This is a genomic window from Streptomyces thioluteus, from assembly GCF_039535865.1.
Window position 1 is genome coordinate 14,457 of record NZ_BAAAXZ010000028.1, and the last position, 17,659, is coordinate 32,115.

General features: G+C 72.7%; 16 protein-coding genes and 3 pseudogenes. 8 read left to right on the forward strand and 11 right to left on the reverse strand.

Annotated features, from left to right (window positions below; genetic code table 11):
* Positions 1 to 413: 413 nt before the first annotated feature.
* Together ABD794_RS03570 and ABD794_RS03575 are read left to right on the forward strand one after the other, a co-directional pair.
* The gene (locus ABD794_RS03570) at positions 414 to 668 is read left to right on the forward strand and encodes a hypothetical protein (protein WP_344960850.1); all 255 of its coding nucleotides are present in this window, start codon (positions 414 to 416) and stop codon (positions 666 to 668) included.
* Positions 665 to 1,039 carry a PIN domain-containing protein gene (locus ABD794_RS03575; protein WP_344960851.1) on the forward strand — a complete coding sequence of 125 codons (375 nt, stop codon included), beginning with the start codon at positions 665 to 667 and terminating at the stop codon, positions 1,037 to 1,039. The genes ABD794_RS03570 and ABD794_RS03575 overlap by 4 nt, the downstream gene beginning before the upstream one ends.
* A gap of 23 nt (positions 1,040 to 1,062) precedes the next feature.
* On the opposite strand, the gene ABD794_RS03580 is transcribed toward ABD794_RS03575, so the two are convergent.
* The 6 genes from ABD794_RS03580 to ABD794_RS03605 form a co-directional block, all read right to left on the reverse strand.
* Complete coding sequence (locus ABD794_RS03580) at positions 1,063 to 2,055, reverse strand: aldo/keto reductase (RefSeq protein WP_344960852.1); 993 nt, start codon at positions 2,053 to 2,055, stop codon at positions 1,063 to 1,065.
* Positions 2,056 to 2,167: 112 nt separating this feature from the next.
* On the reverse strand, positions 2,168 to 2,914 hold the full coding sequence (locus ABD794_RS03585) for a TNT domain-containing protein (RefSeq protein WP_344960853.1): 747 nt from the start codon (positions 2,912 to 2,914) through the stop codon (positions 2,168 to 2,170).
* Positions 2,915 to 3,196: 282 nt separating this feature from the next.
* Positions 3,197 to 3,787, reverse strand: a complete 591-nt coding sequence (locus tag ABD794_RS03590; protein ID WP_344960854.1) for a cysteine hydrolase family protein — start codon at positions 3,785 to 3,787, stop codon at positions 3,197 to 3,199.
* 36 nt (positions 3,788 to 3,823) lie between these two features.
* Complete coding sequence (locus ABD794_RS03595; RefSeq protein ID WP_344960855.1) at positions 3,824 to 4,231, reverse strand: YybH family protein; 408 nt, start codon at positions 4,229 to 4,231, stop codon at positions 3,824 to 3,826.
* A 99-nt stretch (positions 4,232 to 4,330) separates the two neighbouring features.
* Positions 4,331 to 5,908 carry an ABC transporter substrate-binding protein gene (locus ABD794_RS03600; protein WP_344960856.1) on the reverse strand — a complete coding sequence of 526 codons (1,578 nt, stop codon included), beginning with the start codon at positions 5,906 to 5,908 and terminating at the stop codon, positions 4,331 to 4,333.
* A 146-nt stretch (positions 5,909 to 6,054) separates the two neighbouring features.
* Positions 6,055 to 6,336, reverse strand: a complete 282-nt coding sequence (locus ABD794_RS03605; RefSeq protein ID WP_344960857.1) for an SCO4848 family membrane protein — start codon at positions 6,334 to 6,336, stop codon at positions 6,055 to 6,057.
* On the opposite strand from ABD794_RS03605, the gene ABD794_RS03610 reads away from it, so the two are divergent.
* The gene (locus tag ABD794_RS03610) at positions 6,236 to 7,780 is read left to right on the forward strand and encodes a D-alanyl-D-alanine carboxypeptidase family protein (RefSeq protein ID WP_425585912.1); all 1,545 of its coding nucleotides are present in this window, start codon (positions 6,236 to 6,238) and stop codon (positions 7,778 to 7,780) included. The two genes, ABD794_RS03605 and ABD794_RS03610, sit on opposite strands and share 101 nt — an antisense overlap.
* A 12-nt stretch (positions 7,781 to 7,792) precedes the next feature.
* On the opposite strand, the gene ABD794_RS03615 is transcribed toward ABD794_RS03610, so the two are convergent.
* The 3 genes from ABD794_RS03615 to trpS form a co-directional block, all read right to left on the reverse strand.
* Complete coding sequence (locus ABD794_RS03615) at positions 7,793 to 8,677, reverse strand: YihY/virulence factor BrkB family protein (protein ID WP_344960859.1); 885 nt, start codon at positions 8,675 to 8,677, stop codon at positions 7,793 to 7,795.
* 47 nt (positions 8,678 to 8,724) lie between these two features.
* Positions 8,725 to 9,333 (reverse strand): 2'-5' RNA ligase family protein, encoded by a 609-nt coding sequence (locus tag ABD794_RS03620; RefSeq protein ID WP_344960860.1) that lies wholly within the window; start codon positions 9,331 to 9,333, stop codon positions 8,725 to 8,727.
* 186 nt (positions 9,334 to 9,519) lie between these two features.
* Complete coding sequence (gene trpS / locus ABD794_RS03625; protein ID WP_344960861.1) at positions 9,520 to 10,533, reverse strand: tryptophan--tRNA ligase; 1,014 nt, start codon at positions 10,531 to 10,533, stop codon at positions 9,520 to 9,522.
* A gap of 149 nt (positions 10,534 to 10,682) precedes the next feature.
* Between trpS and rocD the strand changes: the two genes are divergently transcribed.
* On the forward strand, positions 10,683 to 11,897 hold the full coding sequence (rocD, locus tag ABD794_RS03630) for an ornithine--oxo-acid transaminase (protein WP_344960862.1): 1,215 nt from the start codon (positions 10,683 to 10,685) through the stop codon (positions 11,895 to 11,897).
* Positions 11,898 to 12,275: 378 nt separating this feature from the next.
* Here the strand turns inward: rocD and ABD794_RS03635 are convergent, their stop codons facing one another.
* Positions 12,276 to 12,995, reverse strand: coding sequence for an isocitrate lyase/PEP mutase family protein (locus ABD794_RS03635; protein WP_344960863.1), 720 nt, complete (start codon positions 12,993 to 12,995; stop codon positions 12,276 to 12,278).
* A 47-nt stretch (positions 12,996 to 13,042) separates the two neighbouring features.
* Here ABD794_RS03635 and pdxR point away from each other — a divergent pair.
* From pdxR to ABD794_RS03660, 4 genes and pseudogenes are all read left to right on the forward strand, one after another.
* Positions 13,043 to 14,486, forward strand: a pseudogene (gene pdxR, locus ABD794_RS03645) (MocR-like pyridoxine biosynthesis transcription factor PdxR).
* Positions 14,487 to 14,551: 65 nt separating this feature from the next.
* The gene (locus ABD794_RS03650) at positions 14,552 to 14,866 is read left to right on the forward strand and encodes a hypothetical protein (RefSeq protein ID WP_344960876.1); all 315 of its coding nucleotides are present in this window, start codon (positions 14,552 to 14,554) and stop codon (positions 14,864 to 14,866) included.
* 5 nt (positions 14,867 to 14,871) lie between these two features.
* Positions 14,872 to 16,055, forward strand: a pseudogene (locus ABD794_RS03655) (glutathionylspermidine synthase family protein).
* Between the two features lie 87 nt (positions 16,056 to 16,142).
* Positions 16,143 to 16,800 (forward strand): annotated as a pseudogene (locus tag ABD794_RS03660) (helix-turn-helix domain-containing protein); the annotation flags it as partial.
* A 45-nt stretch (positions 16,801 to 16,845) separates the two neighbouring features.
* Here the strand turns inward: ABD794_RS03660 and ABD794_RS03665 are convergent.
* Positions 16,846 to 17,631 carry a glycine betaine ABC transporter substrate-binding protein gene (locus tag ABD794_RS03665; RefSeq protein WP_344960864.1) on the reverse strand — a complete coding sequence of 262 codons (786 nt, stop codon included), beginning with the start codon at positions 17,629 to 17,631 and terminating at the stop codon, positions 16,846 to 16,848.
* Positions 17,632 to 17,659: the final 28 nt, after the last annotated feature.

Genomic DNA, 17,659 nt, shown 5'->3' on the forward strand with positions numbered 1-17,659 from the left:
GGCCCCGCTCCGTGAGTTCACGGAGCGGGGCCCTCGCGCGTTTCAGGTGCCCTGCTCCAGGTCGCCGATCGTGGCCTCCAGCCAGGCCAGTTCGGCCTTCGAGGTCGCGCGGGCGGCGGCTCGGCCCTGACCCTCGCCGCCAACACCTCGGCCTTCAACCTCGGCAACGCGGGCGGTTCCTGGGGCGGTTCACAGTTGCTGGACGCCGGGACGGACGTCACGGCGCTCGGCTGGACCGGGGCGGGCGTGGTGGCCGTGGCGCTGACGGTGACGGCGGTCGCGCTGCGGCGGCGGGCGGGCGCGGCCGGTGGGGTGCCGGAGGAGGAGGTCCCGCGATGGCGCCCCATTTGCAAGGGAGCACGGAGACGGCTGTTGCACCGGCCACGAATTTCTACCAGCGGTAGAATCGGGGCATGAGCAAGCCGACCAGCATCAAGACCACCGAGGCTGTGCGCGACCGGCTGCGCGTCCTCGCGCAGGAGCGCGGCACATCGATCACGGACCTGCTCGAGGAGCTCGCCGCGAGTCAGCTCACCCAGGACGAGCAGGAGCAGCGGGCCATCGAGGCCGCCGGCGAGCTGGGAATCGAATACACCGGAGAAGTCCGCAGGGCCGGAGAGTCCGCCTGGGAGAAGGTCCGCGCCCACCAGAACAGCGCCGCCGCGTGAGCCTGACAGCCGTCCTCGACCACACCGCCCTGACTGCCCTGTACCGGGCGGATCCCTTCTTCACCGGCCTTTACGTCGAGGCATCGCGTGGCGCCGGAAGGGTTCTGGTCCCTTCGCTGTCCGTCCTCGCCGCCGAGCACCGGACCGCCGGAGCCGGGACGTACGCCGCGTCCCTGCGCTTCGTCGAGCCCGTGCCGTTCACCTCGGATCACGCCCTGGACGCTCTGGCCTGGCGGGACACCGAGTGGCCGGTGGCACATGCGGCAGCCATCGCCTGGCAAGCGGCCAAGGCGGGCACACCGGTCACCGTCCTGTCACTCGCTCCGGACGCCTATGCGGGAACAGGCATCACGCCACTGAACCCGCATTGACCGAATGAAGTCCGCTCGGGGCCTCAGCCGTTGACGAACGTGAGGCTGTTCGCGTCGTAGCGGGTGCCCGCGACACCGTCCGCCGGCGCGGCGGCGTCGATGGCCGCCAGCTCGTCCGCGGACAGGGTCAGGGCCGCGGCGGCGACATTCTCCTCCAGGTACGTCCGGCGGCGCGTGCCCGGGATCGGGACGACGTCCTCGCCCCGGTGCTGGATCCAGGCCAGGGCCAGCTGGCCGGCGGTGACGCCGCGCTCGGCGGCCAGCGCCTCCAGGCGCTCGACGATCGCCAGATTGCGCTCCAGGTTGCCGTCCGTGAAGCGGGGCTGGGTGCGGCGCAGGTCCGTCTCGGGCAGGCCGTCCAGGGACGTGTAGCGGCCGGTCAGGAAGCCTCGTCCCAGCGGGGAGAACGGGACGACCCCGACGCCCAGTTCGCGGCAGACCGGCAGCACCTCCGCCTCGATGTCCCGCGTCCACAGCGACCACTCGCTCTGCAGCGCGGCGATCGGGTGCACGGCGTGCGCCCGCCGGATCGTCTCCGCGCCCGCCTCGGAGAGGCCGAGGTGACGCACCTTGCCCTCCTTCACCAGCTCGGCCATCGCGCCGACCGTCTCCTCAATGGGGACGTTCCGGTCGATCCGGTGGACGTAGTACAGGTCGATGTGGTCGACGCCGAGGCGCCGCAGGGACGCCTCGGCCGCCTGCCGGACGTACGCGGCGTCGCCCCGTATCTCCGTCGGCTCACCGAGCCTGTTCGCGAACCCGAACTTCGTCGCCACGACGGCCTGTTCGCGACGGCGCGGGTCGGCGAGGGCCCGCCCGACCAGCTCCTCGTTGTGGCCGTGGCCGTAGAAGTCGGAGCTGTCGAGGAGGGTGACGCCCAGGTCGAGGGCGTGATGGATCGTCGCGATCGACTGCTCGTCGTCCGCGGCGCCGTAGCCGTGGCTCATGCCCATGCAGCCGAGGCCCTGGGCGCCGACGTCGAGTCCGCCGAGGCTGCGGGTGGGAAGAGTGGGCATGATGTGGCCTCCTGTGGTCACCGAGGTCTGACACCTCAGACGTTAGGAGTTGGAGCGCACTCCAAGTCAATGCGCTGTCCGCCGACGGCGGCCCGTCGTGAGGTCGCGGCGCCTACCCGAGGTGCGCGACCACCTCGCCGTACAGACGGGCCGCCGCCCGCGACTCGTCCGCGTAACGGGCCAGCACCCGCTCGCTCCCCCGCTCGTTCAGTGCGACCACCCACCGGCCGTCGGCACCCCGCCGCAGCACGTGGAACTCCGTGGCGGGCAGCCGGGGTTCACGCGCCCCGGGCAGCCGGTAGTACGCATCGGGCACGCCCGCGCGGCGCAGCTCGGCGCGGAGCGTGGCCCGGGTCGGCGACGACGGCGCCGCCGCACGGCGGGGCGCCCGCGCGCGGCCCGGCGTGACGTCCTCCAGCGCCCCCGCCCCCAGCAGGGACTTGACGTCCTTGTCCAGCTTGACCTGGACGCCGCCGCCGGGCTGGCCGAACGCCGCGGCTATGGCGCCCTTCCGGCCCGTGACCGCGACGGTGGACTTCTTCACCTTGTAGACGTGGTAGTTGCACTCGACGTCGTACGTCGCGCCCTGCCGGTACGTCCGGAGGTTGGACGGGGGGATGGAGCGTTCGCCGTACGAGACCGGCTTCTTGGAGTCGGCCGGGGAGACGAACGAGCCGCCCGTGCCGCCGAAACGATCCAGCAGAGCGCCGGCCCCGAGCGTCGTCGGCGCCGGCTCGCCCGCGAAGCCGTCGTTCGCCGGGTAGGCCCACTGCCAGTCGTTCGTCTTCCAGTCGTTGAGGAACGACCGGGCCGTCGGGTAGATCCCGAACCGCTTCCAGTCCTTGACCAGCGGAGCCACCGGCTGCTTCGCCGGAACGGTCTTCGGGCCGAGGGACCAGTCGCCCTGGTAGGGGTCGAGGCACTCCGTGGGCCGCGGCGCGGCGGGGGTGTGCGCCGTGGCCGTCGGGGCGGCGGGGGCCGAGTAACGCGCCGCACGCGGCGACGGCCATGGCTATGCCGACAGTGGTTCTCACCGGTCCTCCTGAGTATCAGTGGTCAACGCACGGAACTTAGCGTGCATGGGTCACGGATAGGAGGAGGGGATTCCGGCCACGGTCAACCCCCGCGCTGGCGACGGGGTTTACCCCAGGGCCGGCACGGCCCGTGGCGCGACGAAGAGGACGTCCGCCGCCCGCGCCACGATCTCCACCTCGTCGCCCAGCGCCCACTCGGCCACCCGCGAGGCCATCGCGGCGGGCACCTCGTCGGCGATCCCGGGGGCCGCCGGTATGTCGTAGGTGGCGTGGGCGTCGTGCGGCAGGACCGTGCGGAAGCCGCGTTCGAGGGCGGCACGGGCGGTGGCCATGACGCACATCTCCGACATCACACCGCAGACTGCCAGGGAGCCCACCCCCGCGCTCCTCAGCAGCTCCTCCAGGTCCGTCTCCTCGAACCCGTCGTCCACCGTCTTGCGGCGCACGACCTCCCGGGGGCCGGGCACGACGGGCAGGTGCAGCGGCCAGCCGGGCGTGCCGGGCTCGTCCGACGTGCCCGGCTCGCCGTCGTTCTGGAGGTGGACGACGAACGCCCCGGCGGCCCGCGCCCGTTCGACCAGCGGACGTATCCGCGCGAGCAGTTCGTCCGCGGCGGGCACGGCCTCGCCCCCGGCGACGAACGCGGACTGCACATCGACGACGATCAGGGCTTCGACGGGCGGGACATTCCGGGTCATGCCCGCATCGTGCCCGAGGCGACCGCCTTGATCAACTCACTTGCCCGCCGGGCCGCCCACGAGGACGTTCACCCCGGCGGAGATCTTCCAGCCGTCCTCCTCCGCCGAAATCACGTACAGGGGCGCGCCCTTGGCGCCCTCGACCGGCTCGCCGGACTCCGTGACCGGGTGCTGGAGCACGTTGACGACGATGACGTCGGGGCGGACGGGGGACATCCGGAGGACCTCGTACCGGACGAACTGGTCCGCCAGGACCGGGAACACCTTCCGCGCCGCCTCGGCGATGGCCTCCCGGCCGTCGGCGCGCATCCCCATGACGTTGGTCCAGGTGGCGTCCCGCGCGTAGACCGCGCCGAGGGCGTCCGCGTCCTTGGCGTTGAACGCGTCCTGGAGGTCCCGGACGACGCCGCGCACCGCTTCTTCGGTCTCGGGGGTGAGGGACACGGGACATACCGCCTTCGTTCTCGGTGACAACAACACCCCGACCCAACAACCCCGACCAAAAACGATCAAGGACTGGCTCACATCCTTGTCACAACGGCCTCACATCCGCCCCAGCCTCCACAGCCGCCAGAGACCCGTCCCGTCCGACAGGTACTGCGCCCCCGAGATGGCGCCCTTGCTCACCACGTACTCCTTCTTCTGCCACAGCGGCACCAGCGGGACGTCCTCGGCGACGATCTTCTGGATCGTGCGGTACGTGTCCGTGGCGCGGTCGCGCGGGCTGCTCAGCTGGGCGCGGCGGATGAGGCGGGTGACGCGGTCGTCGGAGTAGCCGGAGTGCAGGGTGCTGTCGGGGCCCAGGAGGGGGCTGGTGAACGTGTCGGCGTCCGGGAAGTCGGCGATCCAGCTCAGGCAGAACGCGTCGTAGGCGCCGCGCGCATAGCCCTCCTGGAACTTCTTCCACTCGACGTAGGAGGTGTCGACACGGAACAGACCCGTGGACTCCAACTGCCGCTTCATCATGGCCGCTTCCTCACCCGTCGCCGCGCCCTTGGAGTAGGCGAGGCGGAAGCGGACGGGGAGGGAGATCCCGGCGGTGGTCAGCAGGCGGCGCGCCTCGTCCGCGTCCGGCCTCGGGTAGCGGTCGTAGAAGGACGTGGTGTGGCCGGAAACGCCCTGCGGGATCAGGGAGTAGAGCGGCTCGACCGTGCGGCGGTGGACGTCGCGGGTGAGCGCCTCGCGGTCGAGGGCGGCGGCGATGGCGCGCCGGACGGCGACGTCCTTCAGCGGGGAGCCGCCGCGCAGGTTGAAGACCAGGAAGCGGGTGTTCGCCGAGGCGTTCTCGGTGACATGGAACCCCTTCCCGCCGTCGTCGCCGAGCGACAGCCGGGCCGTGTCCGCGGGCGGCAGCTGGCGCGAGACGACGTCGACGGAGCGCTTCTTCCAGGCCGCGGCCATCTTCCCGGGGTCGGCGAAGTAGTCGACGGTGACGGGGTGCCCGGGCTTGCCGACCGCGCCCTTGTAGCGGTCGTTGGGCGTCAACTCGGCCGACGCGCCCGCCGCGTAGGACGTGAGCCGGTACGGGCCGGAGCCGTCCGCCCCGTCCCCGGGGCGCAGCCGGTCCGCCGGGTAGAGGCTGCTGTCCACGATGGAGCCCGCGCCGGTGGCTATCTTGAACGGGAAGGTGGCGTCCGGCGAGCGCAGCCGGAAGGTCACCCTGTCCGCGCCGGTCGTCGTGACCGACTCCAGGGTGGACAGCAGGGGCCCCGGCCCCTGATCCGACTTGATGCGGCGGATCCGGTCGAAGGAGAACTTGACGTCACGGGCCGTCAGATCGTGGCCGTTGGCGAACTTCAGCCCCTCCCGCAACCGGCAGGTGTACGTGCGCAGTCCCTCGTCCGTGAAGCGGCAGTCGTCGGCCGCGTCCGGCACGGGGGCCGTGGTGCCGGGGCCGAAGGTGAGCAACGACTGGTAGAGGTTGCCGAAGAGCGCCCAGGATCCGGCGTCGTACGCGCCCGCCGGGTCGAGGGTGGTGACCGTGTCGGTCGTCCCCACCGTGATCGGACCGTCGTCCCCTCCCTCGGAGGAGACGAGCGAACAGCCGCTCAGCCCCGCCCAGATCAGTGCCGCCGCGACAACGGCCGCCCCGCCCCTGGTGCGTCTCCGGATCCCACGCATCGACCGCGCCCCCTTTTCCAGTGACGCGCCTCACCTAAACACACGAACGCGCGTGCGTCCGGGGAATGGGCCAAGTGATCGCCAGCCATCCGATTCGCAGCCATCCGGGGGCGGGCGGGCTGTCCGCGGGTCGCGGCGGGGAACCGCTATGAGGTGCGCCGCAACGCCCTGACCCCACGCAACCCGATGAGGCCGACGGCCGTCCCCAGAAGGAAAGAGGTAACCGCGAGCGCCAAGTGGACCCAGAAGTACGCGGTCGGCTCACCCGCGTCGTCGAAGGCGAGCCCGCTCCCGTCCTTCCAGAGATTCTTTGCGAAAGTGATCCAGATGAACCAGCTCCAGACGCCGAAGGCGAGCAGGAACCAGGACACGGGGCGGGAGAGGACAGCGGGAGTGCGAGGGGCCGACGACCCGGAGGGATTCACCATGGGTTTCAGTATGCGATCCGGCACCGGCACTGGTCCTATCGGGTCCTCGGCGGGGGACCGCGCCGCCGGCGCGGCCTCGGAGCCGCGGCGGAGGGGTACGTTCACCGGCGTGCCGATGACGACATCACAGACAGTCCGGCGGCGCGGCGCGGCCCTCGTGGCCGCCTCTGCCTCGCTGCTGCTCCCCCTGGCGGCCGTCTCGCCCGCGTTCGCCGCCCCGCCCTCCCCGCCGGCCACGCACACGCCGCCGTCCACGCACGCCCCGTCGGGAAAGCCCGGCGGAACGCCGTCCGGAACACCGTCCGACGGCAAGGGCAGGCCGCCCAAGCAGCCGCCGGCGAAGATGTCCGAGGTGGGCGGCGAGCTGCTGGGCAGACCGGGCGTCCAGGTGCGGCCGGAGCCGGGGGCCCCCGCGCTGCCGAGGAGCCTCAGCGGTGACGCGTGGCTGGTCGCGGACGCCGAGTCGGGCGAGGTGCTGGCCGCGAAGAACGCCCACTGGCGCCTCGCGCCGGCGTCCACGCTGAAGATGCTCTTCGCGGACACCGTGCTGCCGAAGTTCCCGAAGACCACGCAGCACAAGGTCCTGCCGACGGACCTGGAGGGCATGGGCGAGGGCAGCAGCCAGGTGGGGCTCAAGGAGGAGTCGACGTACTCCGTGCAGGACCTGTGGCTGGGGGTCTTCCTGCGCTCGGGCAACGACGCCGTCCATGTGCTGGCCGCGATGAACGGCGGCGTCGAGCAGACCGTCCGGGACATGCAGGCGCACGCCGAGGAGCTCCAGGCCAACGACACGCACGTGGTGACGCCGGACGGCTACGACGCGGACGGCCAGGTCTCCAGCGCCTACGACCTGACCCTCTTCGCCCGCTCGGGGCTGCAGAAGAAGGACTTCCGGGAGTACTGCGCGACCGCCACCTCGCAGTTCCCGGGCGAGGAGAAGAAGGGCAAGAAGCGCGAGAGCTTCGGCATCCAGAACACCAACCGGCTGCTGACCGGCCAGGGCGTGCCCGTCTACCAGGGCATCGCGGGGGTGAAGAACGGCTCCACGACCAACGCCGGGAACACCTTCACGGGCGTGGCCCAGCACGGCAGCCGCAAGCTGCTGGTGACCGTGATGAACCCGGAGACCAAGGAGCCCAACGAGGTCTACAAGGAGTCCGCGGCCCTGCTCGACTGGGGCTTCGAGGCGGTCGGGCACGTCAAGCCGGTCGGGGTGCTGGTGCCGCCGCTGGGCGGCTCCGGCGGCAAGGCCGACGGCAGTACGAGCGCGAAGTCCGGCGGCAAGGCGGGCGACAAGGCGCAGGCGTCAGTGGCCGATTCCGGCTCGGGCGGCGGCGGGCTGTGGACGGCCGTGGGGATCACCGGCGGTTCGCTCGCGGTCCTGGCCGGGGCCGCGTACGTGGTGCACCGCCGGTGGCCGCTCAGGCGCCCGCCGCGGGCCTGAGCGGGCGCGGGCCTAATCGGGTGCGTCCCTGAGCAGGTCGGCGGAGGAGTCGTGCCGCGTGGTCGCCGTCCACGCGGCACAGAACAGCAGCAGCTTCGCGGTGAAGTTGATCCACAGCAGCAGCGCGACGGGCGTGCCGAACGCGCCGTACATGCTCTTGGCCGCCACCCCGCTCAGATAGCCGCCGATCACCAGCTTGAGCACCTCCAGCCCGACCGCCCCGATCAGCGCGGCGGTCAGCAGGGACCGCGGGTGCGGCTGGACGCGGGGCAGCCGGGTCAGGACGTAGAGCAGCAGCAGGACGTCGGCGAGGACGGCGGCGCAGAAGCCCGCGGCCGACAGCAGCGCGCCGCCCGCCCCGCCGGACGGCAGCCCGGCCCGGCCCGCGGCCCAGCTCACGGCGGCGGAGGCGAAGGCCGAGCAGCCGAAGGAGATCAGCACCACCCCGCCCAGGCCCAGCAGCACGCCGGCGTCCCGCACCCGCAGCAGGAACGGGTTGCCGGGGCTCTCCTCCAGCTCCCAGACGGCGCGCAGGCACTCGCGCAGGGAGCTGACCCAGCCGACGCCGGTGAGGAGCAGCAGGGCGCCGGCGACGACGCCGACCGTACCGGCGTTGTCCACCAGGGCGCCGAGGTCGAGGGACTTCGAGATGCCGGGCACCTGCTCGGCGAGCTTCCCCTCCAGCTCGCGCACCTTCGAGGGGCCGAGGACGGCGGCGGTGACGGCGGCGGAGACGGTGAGCAGGGGGAAGAGGGCGACGAAGCTGGTGAAGGTGATCGCGGCGGCGAGCCGGGTCCACTTCACCCGTTCCAGGGTCTCGTAGGAGTGCCACGCGTGGGTGCGGAACAGCCGCGCGGCCATGGGGCCGATCACGGGCAGCCTGGTCAACCAGTCCATGATCCCCGTCTACCCCGTCGGAGGCGGGTCCACGGGCCGGGGAGGGTTCAGCGGGAGGTCGCGGGCGGCCGCGAGACCCCGGTCTGCCGGGGCACCGCGGCCTGGAAAGGGTCCTGGGCGGACGCCCCCGGGTCCACCCCGAAGGGGTACTCGCGGTCCAGCCGCCAGACGCCGTCGGCGCCCTGCTCGTAGAGCGCGAAGCCGGTGGTGCTCCAGTCCGCCTCGTACTCCGCGAGCTCCTCGAAGGCCCGGTCCATGGCCTCCTCGGGGATGCCGTGGGCGACCGTGACGTGCGGGTGGTACGGGAACTGGAGCTCGCGGGCGAGCGGGCCCGAGGCGTCCCGGATCCGCTTCTGGAGCCACGAGCATGAGGCGGAGCCCTCCACCACGTTCACGAAGACCACCGGCGACAGCGGCCGGAAGGTGCCCGTGCCCGACAGGCGCATCGGGAACGGGCGGCCGAGCGCCGCGACCTCGGCGAGGTGCCGCTCGATCACGGGCAGTGACGCGGCCTCCACCTCGGTGGGCGGCAGCAGGGTCACGTGCGTGGGGATGCCGTGGGCGTGCGGATCGCCGAAGCCCTCGCGGCGCTTCTGGAGGAAGCTGCCGTACGGCTCCGGGACCGCGATCGAAACGCCGAGCGTTACGGTCCCCATCGAGTTCTCCCTCCTGTGCGCCTGTAGGTCCCCGTGGTCAGTGTGGCGGCTGCGCCGCGTCCACTGCCAGGTGTACCGGTCCCGGGTGCAGGGCGGATCCCGCTCCTCCCTGCACCGTCGGGCCGTACCGGCTTGTCCGCTGTGACGGAATTCTCAGCGGTGTCCGCCGGTGTCCGCCGTCGCCGGTCAGTGCTTGGCGGGCAGGAAGCCCACCTTGTTGTACGCCCGGGCCAGGGTCTCGGCGGCCACGGCGCGCGCCTTCTCCGCGCCCTTGGCCAGCACGGCGTCCAGCGTCTCCGGGTCGTCCAGGTACTCCTGCGTGCGGGCACGGAACGGCGTCACCCACTCCACCATCACCTCGGCGAGGTCGGTCTTGAGCGCACCGTAGCCCTTGCCCTCGTACTTCTGCTCCAGTTCCGCGATTCCCGTGCCGGTGAGCGTGGAGTAGATCGTGAGCAGGTTGCTGACGCCCGGCTTCTTCTCGGGGTCGAAGCGGATCACCGTGTCGGTGTCGGTGACGGCGCTCTTGATCTTCTTCGCGGAGACCTTGGGCTCGTCGAGCAGGTTGATCAGACCCTTCGGCGTCGAGGCCGACTTGCTCATCTTGACCGCCGGGTCCTGGAGGTCGTAGATCTTCGCCGTCTCCTTGAGGATGTACGGCGCCGGGATGGTGAAGGTGTCGCCGTAGCGGCCGTTGAAGCGCTCGGCGAGGTCCCGGGTGAGCTCGATGTGCTGACGCTGGTCCTCGCCGACGGGGACGGCGTCGGCCTGGTACAGCAGGATGTCGGCGACCTGGAGGATCGGGTACGTGAACAGGCCGACCGTGGTCCGGTCGGCGCCCTGCTTGGCCGACTTGTCCTTGAACTGCGTCATGCGCGACGCCTCGCCGAAGCCGGTGAAGCAGTTCATCACCCAGCCGAGCTGGGCGTGCTCGGGGACGTGGCTCTGCACGAAGAGGGTGCAGCGGTCCGGGTCCAGACCGGCGGCGAGCAGCTGGGCCGCGGCGAGGCGGGTGTTGGCGCGCAGCTCCGCCGGGTCCTGCGGAACCGTGATCGCGTGCAGGTCGACGACCATGTAGAAGGCGTCGTGGGACTCCTGGAGAGCCACCCACTGACGTACGGCGCCCAGGTAGTTGCCGAGGTGGAACGAACCGGCAGTGGGCTGGATTCCGGAGAGCACACGCGAACGATCAAGGGCCATGCCCACATTCTCTCAGGTACCGCCGTCGGGTCGGTCCGACGGTGGGGTCCGGGTGTCAGAGGGGTGTTAAAAAGGCGGCATCCGCCGCGACAACCCGCCGCGACATCCCGCCGCATGCCCGGATCTGCCGGATCTGAACGGAGCACACGTTGATCTCCACGGAACGCAGCACCGCCGCCATCGCCGCCGCCGAGGCCCACAGCGCGCACAACTACCACCCCCTGCCCGTCGTGGTCGCGAGCGCCGAGGGCGCGTGGATGACCGACGTCGAGGGCCGCCGCTACCTGGACCTCCTCGCGGGCTACTCGGCGCTCAATTTCGGCCACGGCAACCGGCGTCTGATCGACGCGGCCAAGGCCCAGTTGGAGCGGGTGACGCTCACCTCCCGCGCCTTCCACCACGACCGGTTCGCCGAGTTCTGCGCCGAGCTGGCCGCGCTCTGCGGCAAGGACATGGTGCTGCCGATGAACACCGGCGCCGAGGCGATCGAGACCGCCGTCAAGACCGCGCGGAAGTGGGGCTACCGGGTCAAGGGCGTCCCGGACGGCAAGGCGAAGATCGTCGTCGCCGACAACAACTTCCACGGCCGGACGACCACGATCATCAGCTTCTCCACCGATCCCGAGGCGCGGGCGGACTACGGCCCGTACACCCCCGGATTCGAGATCGTGCCCTACGGCGACCTCGCGGCCCTGTCCGCGGCCGTCGACGAGCACACGGTGGCGGTGCTCCTGGAGCCGATCCAGGGCGAGGCCGGCGTCCTCGTCCCGCCGGCCGGCTACCTCGCGGGCGTCCGGCGGCTGACCGCCGAGCGGAACGTCCTCTTCATCGCGGACGAGATCCAGTCCGGACTGGGGCGCACGGGGCGGACGTTCGCCTGCGAGCACGACGGCGTGGTGCCCGACATGTACGTGCTGGGCAAGGCGCTGGGCGGTGGTGTGGTGCCGGTGTCCGCCGTCGTCGCGTCGAGCGAGGTGCTCGGGGTGTTCCGGCCCGGCGAGCACGGGTCCACGTTCGGGGGAAATCCGCTGGCCTGCGCGGTGGCGCTGGAAGTGATCGCGATCCTCAGAACGGGTGAATACCAGGAGCGCGCGGCGCGGCTGGGCGAGCATCTGCACCGGGAGCTGGGCCTGATGGTCGGCGGGGGCGCGGTGGAGGCGGTACGGGGGCGGGGGTTGTGGGCGGGCGTCGACATCGCGCCTGCGCGGGGCAGTGGGCGGGAGGTGTCGGAGCGGTTGCTGGAGCGGGGGGTTCTGGTGAAGGACACGCATGGGGCGACGATTCGGATCGCGCCGCCGCTGGTCATCACGGAGGAGGATCTGGACTGGGGGCTGGACCAGTTGAGGGCGGTGCTGGCGGGCTGATGCCTGCGGGGGGATTTCTCCCCGCCCCGCCCTCTCCCCGTCTCCGCAGGGGCGCAGCCCCTGCGGCACCCCCGTGGCGCGCGGGGCGCGCCGGACCCGCGCTCGGCGCGGCGGTCGGGCTCCGCCCGCGGCGAGCGGGGGGCTCCGCCCCCCGCACCCCCGGCGGGGCTCCGCCCCTGCACCCCACCGGGGGCTCCGCCCCCTGGCCCCCCGACCCGGGAGGTGCGCCACTCCCCGGCCCCCACCGGGGGCTTCGCCCCCGGACCCCCGGACCGGCTGATTCGTCCGTCCAGGACGAGGCACCGAAAGTCGGGCAAGTCGGCGAGTGGCTCCGGGAGTTCGCGGAGACGGCGACGTCCCGGCGCGCCCTCGCGGGGGTCAGCGCAGGTCGCCCGCGATCGTGGCCAGGGCCGCCATCGTCCGTCGGTGCAGCCCGGGGCCGAAGGTGATGCGTGTCGCACCCAGTTCGCCGAGCCGGGTGGGGGTGAACTCGTCGCCCTTGGCGATGGAGTTGACGGGGAGGCCCGCGGCCTTTCCGATCTCCGCGAGTCGCTCCGGGGGTGCGAGGATCGGGAAGACGCAGTCGGCCCCCGCTGCCGCGTAGAGGCGGGCGCGTTCGAGCGCGTCCTCCGCCGGCGCGCCGTGCAAGTAGCTGTCGATGCGGGCGTTGACGAAGAGCGCGTCGCCGGCGGCGGCGCGGACGGCCGCGAGGCGGTCGGCCTGTTCCCGGGCGTCCACCATGCCGCCGGTGTGCCGGTCGGTGTCCTCCAGGTTGCAGCCCACGGCGCCGGATTCCAGGAGGCGTTCGACGAGCTCCGCGGGCGGCAGCCCGTAACCGTCCTCCAGGTCGGCCGAGACGGGGACGGGGACCGCCCGCGCGATCCTCGCGACCACCGCGAACATCTCGTCCGCCGGCACCTCGCCGTCCGCCACGCCCAGCGACGCGGCGATGCCCGCGCTCGGCGTGGCCAGCGCCGGGAAGCCGGCGTCGGCGAGCATGCGGGCGGAGCCCGCGTCCCAGGGGCCGGGGAGGATCAGCGGATCGTCCGGGCGGCGCCCGTGGTGCAGGGCGCGCAGTGCTGCCGTGAGGTCTGTCATGGACCGCAGCCTAGGCGCCCAACGGACCGCCTGTATGGTCCACTTACATGACCGGATCATGGGCAACCGACGCGCACCGGGCCGCCCCGGACCTCCACCTCGACCTCGACCCGGCCGCCCCGCGCGGCGGGCTGCGCGCGGGGCTGATCCGGGCGCTGCGCGACGCCGTGCGCTCGGGGCGGCTGGCCCCGGGCACGCGCCTGCCCTCCTCCCGCGCCCTCGCCGCCGACCTCGGCATGGCCCGCAACACCGTCGCCGAGGCGTACGGACAGCTGGTCGCCGAGGGCTGGCTGACCGCGCGCCGGGGCTCGGCGACCCGGGTGGCACCCGGTTCCGTGGCGCCGCGAGGGCCCGCCGCCCGTACGGCGGCCCCGCCCCGGCCCGTCGAACGGCCCCCCCTACGACCTGCGCGCCGGCACGTCGGACGTCTCCGCCTTCCCGCGCACGGCCTGGGCGGCCGCCGCCCGGCGGGCCCTCGCGGCGGCACCCAACGAGGCGTTCGGCTACGGCGACGGCCACGGCCGCCCCGAGCTGCGCGCGGCCCTCGCCGGCTATCTGGCGCGGGTGCGCGGCGTGCGGGCGGATCCCGCGCACATCGTCGTCTGCTCGGGGTTCATGCAGGGCGTGGCCCTGCTGGGCCGGGTGCTGCGGCGGCGCGGGGTGCGCGCGATCGGCGTCGAGGACCGCGGCTTCTGGGGCCACCACGAGTCCGTGGAGCGCGCCGGGCTGCGCGGCGTCCCGCTGCCGGTCGACGCGCTGGGCGCGGACGTCACGGAGCTGGACCGGCACCCGGGCGTGGGCGCCGTACTCCTCACCCCCGCCCACCAGTTCCCCACCGGCGTCCCCCTGCACCCGGACCGCCGCACCGCCGTCGTCGACTGGGCGGCGCGCACCGGCGGGCTGGTCCTGGAGGACGACTACGACGGCGAGTTCCGCTACGACGGGCGGAAGGTCGGCGCGCTGCAGAGCCTGGCCCCCGACCACGTCGTCCACTGCGGCACGGTGAGCAAGTCCCTCGCGCCCGGGCTGCGGCTGGCCTGGATGGTGCTGCCCGGGGAACTGGCCGGCGAGGTGGCGGCGCTGAAGGCGACCGGCGAGTGGGGCACGGGGGTCCTCGACCAGCTGACCCTCGCCGAGCTCATCGCGTCGGGGGCGTACGACCGGCACGTGCGCTCCGTGCGGCTGCGCTACCGGCGCCGCCGCGACCGGCTCGTCGCCGCGCTCGCCGACCGCGCGCCGCACATAGGGGTGACGGGCATCGCCGCCGGGCTCCACGTCGTCCTGCGGCTGCCGCCCGGCACCGAGGCGGCCACCGTCCGGGCGGCCCGCGAGCGGGGCGTGGCCCTGGAGGGACTCGGCCGCTTCCGGCACCCGCTGGCCGGCGGGCCGGACGCCGGGGACGGGATCGTCGTCGCCTACGGCACCCCGCCCGACCACGCCTTCTCCGCCGCCCTGGCGGCCCTGCTGGAGGCGCTGCCGCCCGAGGGCTGACCGGGTCGGTGTCGGTGGCCGGGTTTATCGTGTCCGGACGCTGTTGTACGACGGGGGACAGAGAAATGGCAGGCAGAAGACTACGGTCCAGCACGGTGCTCCTCGGCGGGATGGGCGTGCTGGCGACGGCCCTGACGTCCTGCGGGTCCGAGCCGGACAAGCGGTGCGTCGACCCCAAGAGCTATGACGTGACGCGGGGTTACCGCGTGCTCGACGGGAAGGCGTGCAAGGACGGTTCGAGCGGTACGACGAGCGGCCGCTGGTACTACGGCACGGGCGGGAAGTCCGGCGGCTACGCCGACAACGGCACGTTCAGCAAGAGCCAGGCCGTGGACCGGGGCGGCTTCGGCTGCTCCTCGTCCGGCTCGGGCGGTGGGTGAGCGGCGTGCGGCGCCATCGCACCACCCCGCGTCCCGGCTGGCAGGAGACCGTCGAGGAGCAGGGGGTGGTCTACCCGCTCACCCGCCACCCCGACGGCGTTCTCCGCCCGTACTGGGACGAGAGCGCCTACTACTCCTTCTCCCTGCCCGAGATCGAGGCCCTGGAGGAGGTCGTCGCCGAGCTGCACGCGATGTGCCTGGCGGCGGCGGAGCACATCGTGACGGCCGGCCGCTTCGCGGAACTCGGCATCGCGGACGGGCGGCTGGCCGCCCTCGTCGCCGCGTCCTGGCGGCGCAGGACCGAACTCCCGTCGCTGTACGGCCGGTTCGACCTGCGCCACGACGGGCGGGGCGGCCCGGCCAAGCTGCTGGAGTACAACGCCGACACCCCCACGTCGCTGGTGGAGGCCGCGAGCGCCCAGTGGTTCTGGATGGAGGACCGCTTCGGGGAGCACCCCGGGGCCGACCAGTGGAACTCCCTGCACGAGCGGCTCGTCGAGGCGTGGCGGAGGCAGGCGCCGCTGCTGCCCGCCGGGCGCGCCCGTGCACTTCGCGCACTCGGTCGGCGACGAGATCGGCGAGGACCTGATGACCGTCGCCTACCTGCGCGAGACGGCCGCGCAGGCCGGGCTCGACACGCGCGCCGTCGCCATGGAGGACATCGGCTGGGACCGGATATCCGGACGGTTCGTGGACGAGCGGTACGGGTTCGTGCGGGCCTGTTTCAAGCTCTACCCGTGGGAGTGGATGACCGCCGACCGGTTCGGGCCGCAGCTGCTGGACACCCTGGACAACGGGGGCGGGACGGGGTCCACGCTGTGGATCGAGCCGGCGTGGAAGATGCTGCTGTCCAACAAGGCGCTGCTGGCGGTGTTGTGGGAGCTGTTCCCCGGGCACCCGAACCTGCTGCCGGCGTACGTGGACGGCCCGCGCGACCTCACCTCGTACGTCTCGAAGCCGCTGCTCGGCCGCGAGGGGGCGGGGGTGGTGCTCCACTCCGCCCCCGGCGCGGTGCGCGACGAGCCCTGCTGCTACCAGGAGTTGGCAACCCCTGCCGGAGTTCGACGGCAACCGGGTGGTGCTGGGGGCGTGGGTCGTCGACGGCGAGCCGGCCGGGATGGGGATACGGGAGTCGGCGGGGCTGGTGACGGACGGGTACGCGCGGTTCGTCCCGCATGTGATCCTCTAGCCGAGCCTCCGCCGGCCGGACTCCCGCACCGTGATCGCGCCCACCGGATGTCCCCGACGGCACGGCGGAGGACGACGGAGGCGGAACATGCCCGGAGGCAGGCTCACGCACGACGACCGCCGGGCCATCGCAACCGGGCTGGCCGACGGGCTGGGATACGCCGAGATAGCCCGGCGCCTGGAGCGGCCGACCTCGACCGTCAGCCGGGAGGCGCACCGCAACGGCGGACCGGCCGGTTACCGCGCCGACCACGCCCACCGGGCGACGGAGTGGCGCGCCCGCCGCCGCCGGGCCGCCGACCCGGAGCCCCCGCCCGAAGTCGCCGACGCCCTGCGCGACTTCGTGGAGCAGTTCACGGAACTCCTGGTCACCACGGGTGTGCCGAGGATGACGGGCCCGCGTGCTCGGCTGCCTGTCCATCACCGACTCCGGCAGCCTCACCTCCGCCGACCTGGTCCGGCGGCTGCGCGTCAGCCCTGCGTCGGTCTCGAAGGCGATCGCCTATCTGGAGGGGCAGGATCTGGTCCGGCGGGAACGCGACGGGCGGCGCGGGGCCCGAGCGGTACGTCGTCGACGACGACGTCCTGGGTGCGGGCCGTGCTGACCAGCGCCCGGATGAACGGCGCCCTGGCCGAGTCCGCCTTCCGGGGATCCGCCGTCCTCGGCGGCGCCGGGACCGCCCGCCGGGGCCCGGCTGGAGAGCGCCGGCCTCCTCCTCCGCCACGTCAGTGACGACCTGAGGAGAAGGCCGGGCGCTGGCGGCGGGCCCCGGGGAGGGATCGCTAGGGCCTCAGGCGACCCACTTCTTCCAGACGTCCGGGTGCCGCTTCACCCACCGCTCGGCGGCGTCCTCGGCGGACAGCTTGTCCTCCGCCATCAGCTGCGCCACCTCGTTCTGGTCCTTCTTCGTCCAGCGGAACTTCTTCAGGAAGGAGGCCGCGTCGCCGCCCTTCCGGGAGAAGCCGGCGTTGAGGTACTTCTTCAACTCGGACGTGGGATAGGCGCAGTCGACCGAGTCGGGGTCCTTCTCGCCCTTCGTCCCGCACGCCTCGCTGTACGCGGGCAGCTTCACCTCGACCATCGGGACCTCGTTGAAGAGCCACTGCGGCTCGTACCAGTAGGTCAGGAACGGCTTCCGGTCCTTGGCGAACTGCTTGATCTGGGTGATCTGCGCCGCCTCGGAACCCGCGAAGACCACCTGGTAGTCCAGGTTCAGGTTCTTCACCAGCGCCTTGTCGTGGGTGACGTACGACGGGGAGCCGTCGAGGAGTTGGCCCTTGCCGCCGCTCTCGGGGGTGCGCAGCTGCGCCGCGTACTTGTTGAGGTTCTTCCAGTCGAGGACGTCCGGGTGCGCGTCGGCGAAGTACTTGGGGACCCACCAGCCGATGTGGCCGGAGACGCCGAGGGGGCCCGCGTCCCGAGACGGTCTTCTTGTCGCGGGACGTAGCGCTGCTCCTGCTCGGGGTGGCCCCAGTCCTCCAGGATCGCGTCCACCCCGGCCCTGGCTGAGCGCGTCCCAGGCGGGCACCTCGTCCACCTGGACGGTGTCGACGCGGTAGCCGAGCTCGTGCTCCAACAGGTATTGCGCAACGGCCGCGTTGGCG